We start from the raw sequence: 4249 nt of genomic DNA, 5'->3' as shown, positions 1-4249 counted from the left end.
GTCCGCGGCCTGGACCATCTGCGCGTGGATGGTTCCGTAGCCCGTGAGGAGCTTGTTCGCGGTTTCCGTCCCGACCTCCTTCGCGACCGAGTCGTGGACGGCCTTCGTGACCTTGTCCACGATGGTCGAGAGGAGGTAGTTGTTCGAATCGTTCGTGGTGACGTCGAGCATGGCCTGCTTCGCCGAGTCGAAGCTCGCGGGGGAGGCGAGGTTGGCGGAGAAGTCCGCGGGGATGCGCAGCGCGAAGGAGTAGGTGCCGTTGCGGACGCCGGCCTCCGCGGCCTGGGCGTCGGGGACGCGCTGCCAGTCGAACACGTGGCCCTCGACGAGGCTGTCCGCGACCTTCGGCCCCGCCTCGAGGCGCGTGCCGTCCGGGGTGGTGGCGCCCTGGTCCTCGACCACGAGGGCGGCCTTGATGTGCCCCATGTTCGAGTACGGATCCCAGTTCGCGTAGAGGTACACCGCGCCGTAGAGGAGCGGAACCATCGTGAGGGCCAGGATCACGAGCTTCGGGAGCAGGCCGGCGGTCATGCGCTGGAGCTCGGAGCCGGCGAGCCGGATGACAGTCATGCGCGGGCCTCCTCACGCTCGCGCACGACGGCGGCGGGTGCGGGGGCGGCGGGCGGTGTGTCGGCGCCGTCGTTCGTTTCGCTCGTTTCGGCGCCCGCGGTCCGGGCTTCCGGGGTCTGGTCTTCGGCTGTCTGGGCGATGTTGCCGACGACGGCGACCTGTCCCTCCCAGCCCGCCGGCACCTCCGCGACGATCGCGAGGACGGCGAGTTCGCGGCCCGGGTTCTCGGCGAGGGCTGCGAGGCAGGGGAGCCAGTCTTCGGTGAGGTCGGAGTGGCGGTCCGGGGTGTCGACGACGAGGAGGCGGACGGCGGGGTCCGCGAGGGCGAGCTCGGTGAGGAGCTCGACGCGGCGGTGGGCGGGGAGCTCGTGGGCCCAGACATTCGCGACGTCCTCGAACGCGTGGATCGTGAGCCACGCGTCGGGGCTCTGGCCGCGGTGGCGGCGGGGGAGGAGCGCGAGGTCTTCGGCAACGAGGCCGCGGACGCTCAGGTGGCGCTCCGCCTCGTTGATGCCGGGGGCGTCGACGAGCGCGCTCGCGCGGCGGAGGGCCTTGAGGTTCTTCCTGGGGGATCCGGTGGCGGCGCCCCATGTGGCTGCGCCCGCGTCCGGGGCGTAGCGGCCGCTCGCGGCGAGGGCGAGCGCGGTGCGGGCGTCCTGCCCGTTCGCCTGGACGAGGGTGAGGGTGCCGGTGGGCGCGTCGAACGACGTCGGGGCCACGAGGTCGGCGCGGCGACCAGCGATGCGGAGCACGCGAACTGAAAGCATGCTCCCAGTTTAGTCAAACTGACCAGTCGGTACAAATTGGCGCGGACGATCGGTCACCTCTCGACGCACGATTGGCCAAGGCCCGTAGATTGGCCGATGGTCGGGTGAGAGGTGGCCGGTGGTCAGAGGCCGTAGGCCTCGAGGAAGCGCAGCCAGACCTCGCTCACAGTCGGGAACGCGGGGATCGCGTGCCACAGCCGCTCGAGCGTCACCTCGCCGACGATCGCGATCGTCGCCGCCTGCAGGAGCTCCGCGACATCGGGCCCCGCGAAGCACGCGCCGACGATCGTGCGACGGTCCTCGTCGACGAGGAACCGCGCCCAACCCTCGTAATCCTCGGCGTGCTGCCACGCGCCCGCCACGGAGATCGGCAGGTCGACGGCCCGCACGCGGACCCCGTGCTCCCACGCCTCCTCCTCCGAGAGCCCGACCATCGCGGCCTCCGGATCGGTGAAGACGACGCGCGGGACGGCGAGGTCGTCAGCGGTGCGGGCGTGGCGGCTCCACGGTGCCGGGCGGCCGTCGAGGTCGCCGCGCGTGCGGGCCACGATGGTGTCGCCCGTGATCCGCGCCTGATACTTCCCCTGATGCGTGAGCATCGCGCGGCCCGAGCAGTCGCCCACCGCGTACAGCCATGAATTCCCGATCACGAGACCCGTCTCGTCAACCCGAAGCGTCGCGGGCTCGATCCCGAACGCGGGCAGCCCGAGGCCGTCGAGCGCTGGCCGCCGGCCCGTCGCGACGAGCAGCCTCGCCGCCTCGAGCGTGCGGCCGTTGGGAAGCGTGAGGCGGGCGCCGCCGTCGTCCGTCGGCTCGGCGAGCTCGGGCACCACGCCCTCCAGGATCTCGACGCCGTCCTCCCGCAGCCCGGCGGCGACGAGCGAGCGCGCCTCCTCGGGGAATCCGCTCAGGAGCGTGCCGCGCGCGAGCACTGTGACGCGCGAGCCGAGCCGCGCGAACGCCTGCGCGAGCTCGCTGCTCGCGACACCCGCGCCGAGGATCGCGAGGCTTTCCGGGACCTCGCGCGTGCTCGTCGCGTCGGGGGTGGTCCAGTGCGGGGTGTGCTGGAGGCCGGGGACCTTCGGTACCGAGGGCGCGGATCCAGTGGCGAGGACGACGGCGTGCCTCGCCACGAGCGGGAAGTGGTTTCCAGCAGCGTCGGTGACCGTGAGGCGCTTGGCGCCGGTGAGCCGGGCGCGGCCGCGCACGAGCGTGATTCCCGCGCTGTTGACCCACTCGACCTGTGACTCGTCGTCCCAGTGGTTCACGGCGTCGTCGCGGTGCGCGAGGACCGCCGCGACGTCGAGCTGGCCCGTCGCCGCCTCGCGCGAACCCGGGACTCGCCGCGCGGCGTGGAGCGCGGTGCCCGGGCGGAGCAGCGCCTTGGACGGCTCGCAGGCCCAGTAGGAACAGGCCCCGCCCACGAGGTCGTTTTCCACGAGGGCCACCGAGAGGCCGCCCTTCGCCACGCGGTCCGCGGCGTTCTCGCCCGCAGCGCCAGCACCGATCACGATGACGTCGTACTCGCTATCCACCCCACAGATGCTACGGGACGGGTGGCTCGGGTTAGGCGTTGCGGGACCGCCCAACCGGCGCTCGCCCAACCGGCGCTGGCCAGCACCGGTTGAGCGGCCTTGTCCCCTCGTTCAGCCCTGGCGGGCCTTGAGCCTCGGGTTCTTCTTGTTGATGACGAACACCTTGCCCCGCCGCCTCACAATCTGAGAGCCGGGCTGGGACTTGAGTGACCTGACGGATGCGCGAACCTTCACGCGGGCCTCCTTCTGTTAGTTGGAACCATTCGCATTAATGTACAGTGGCTCGGGGATATTCCCGGACCGGAGGAGGAGCAAGCGTGGTGGGAGTGGTTGCGATCGTCGGAGTGTGCGAGGTTGAGCGGCGCCGGTACGCTCGCCGCCTTGCGACGGCGCATCGCTGGCCGCTCGTCGAGGCGCTCAGCTCCGTCCCTCGAACGCGGCTCGCGGACGGCATCGAGGCCGTGGTCGGCGGGCGGGGCGGCAACGTGGCCGTCTTCGATGCGGCGGGGCGCTGGGAAGCGGCCGAGCTCATCGGGGTGCTCGGCCGCTCGGGCACGAATGGGACAGCAGGGAAGCACGACGGCAGGGCCCGGCTCGCGCAGCTCGTCGCCGTGGTCGACGTGGCCCACTTCTTCGACGACCTCGCGGACGATGCGGGTGCCGCCGAAGGCGTGACGACGCGCGCCGAGCGGCTCGTCGAGACGATCGAGTTTGCGACGACAGTCGTGCTGGTCAATTGGGAGCCGCTCTCGACGCCCGACCTCTCGATGCAGCTTGCCCTCATCAATCACCTCAACCCGCGCGCCCGCCTCCGCATTGACCAGCCCGCGACGAGCCTCGAGCTCGAGCTCGGGGAGATCAGCCGCGACCAGGACGCCGCCGGGTGGATGACGATCGTCAACCGCGAGTTCGCGCCGTACATGACGGACCGGCGCGTGAGCGGGCTGCTGTATGAGCAGGTGCGTCCGTTCCATGCTGGGCGGCTCGCGGCAGCGCTCGACGGCGACATCGGACACGGGCGCTACGGGCACCTGGTGCGATCGGCCGGGTTCTGCGCCCTCGCGTCACGGCCGGGTGTCCTCGCGAAGTGGAGTCAGGTCGGCGGGGTCGTCGATCTGGAGCCGCTCCCCGGCCCGGGCGATGGCGGAGGCGTATTCGCGATCGGCCAGGAGCTGGGCTTGATCGGCCTCGATCTGGATGCGGAGGGGATCGCGGGCGCCCTCGACTCGTGTGCACTCACGGACGCCGAGCTCGCCGAGGGGCCGCTCGCGTGGATGACGTATCAGGACCCGCTCCCGGAATGGGGGACCGGCGTGCGGATGCGCCGCGGCGACTAGCGCCAGCCGCGAGGAGGATGGGCGGAGGCGCCGGGGGGTG

The 4249-nt window shown here is 71.7% G+C and carries 5 protein-coding genes; 1 reads left to right on the top strand and 4 read right to left on the bottom strand.

Going from position 1 to position 4249, the window contains the following annotated elements; translation table 11 throughout:
• From ACLN58_RS18710 to ykgO, 4 genes are all read right to left on the bottom strand, one after another.
• Positions 1–570, bottom strand: a 570-nt coding sequence (locus ACLN58_RS18710; protein ID WP_415856747.1) for a YhgE/Pip domain-containing protein, incomplete at its 3' end; no start/stop codon positions are given.
• Positions 567–1337, bottom strand: a complete 771-nt coding sequence (locus tag ACLN58_RS18705) for an ABC transporter ATP-binding protein (RefSeq protein ID WP_415856746.1) — start codon at positions 1335–1337, stop codon at positions 567–569. The genes ACLN58_RS18705 and ACLN58_RS18710, both read right to left, overlap by 4 nt.
• Before the next feature lie 122 nt (positions 1338–1459).
• A complete protein-coding gene (locus ACLN58_RS18700; RefSeq protein ID WP_415856745.1) occupies positions 1460–2872 on the bottom strand; it encodes a dihydrolipoyl dehydrogenase family protein in 1413 nt (470 codons plus the stop codon).
• A gap of 111 nt (positions 2873–2983) precedes the next feature.
• Positions 2984–3106: a type B 50S ribosomal protein L36 gene (ykgO, locus tag ACLN58_RS18695; RefSeq protein ID WP_415856744.1), complete on the bottom strand. Its 123-nt coding sequence runs from the start codon at positions 3104–3106 to the stop codon at positions 2984–2986.
• An 83-nt stretch (positions 3107–3189) separates the two neighbouring features.
• Between ykgO and ACLN58_RS18690 the strand changes: the two genes are divergently transcribed.
• The gene (locus ACLN58_RS18690; RefSeq protein WP_415856743.1) at positions 3190–4209 is read left to right on the top strand and encodes a GTP-binding protein; all 1020 of its coding nucleotides are present in this window, start codon (positions 3190–3192) and stop codon (positions 4207–4209) included.
• The last annotated feature ends 40 nt before the right edge of the window (positions 4210–4249 follow it).

Source organism: Sinomonas sp. G460-2, assembly GCF_047759905.1.
In the GTDB taxonomy this organism is placed as follows: domain Bacteria; phylum Actinomycetota; class Actinomycetes; order Actinomycetales; family Micrococcaceae; genus Sinomonas.
The sequence above is the reverse complement of the archived record's forward strand: the minus strand, read 5'-3'. Positions and strand labels throughout refer to the sequence as shown.

Bases quoted from the DNA above. Each gene is read 5' to 3' on its own strand.
- ACLN58_RS18705 (WP_415856746.1), bottom strand. From the start codon at position 1,337: ATGCTTTCAGTTCGCGTGCTCCGCATCGCTGGTCGCCGCGCCGACCTC.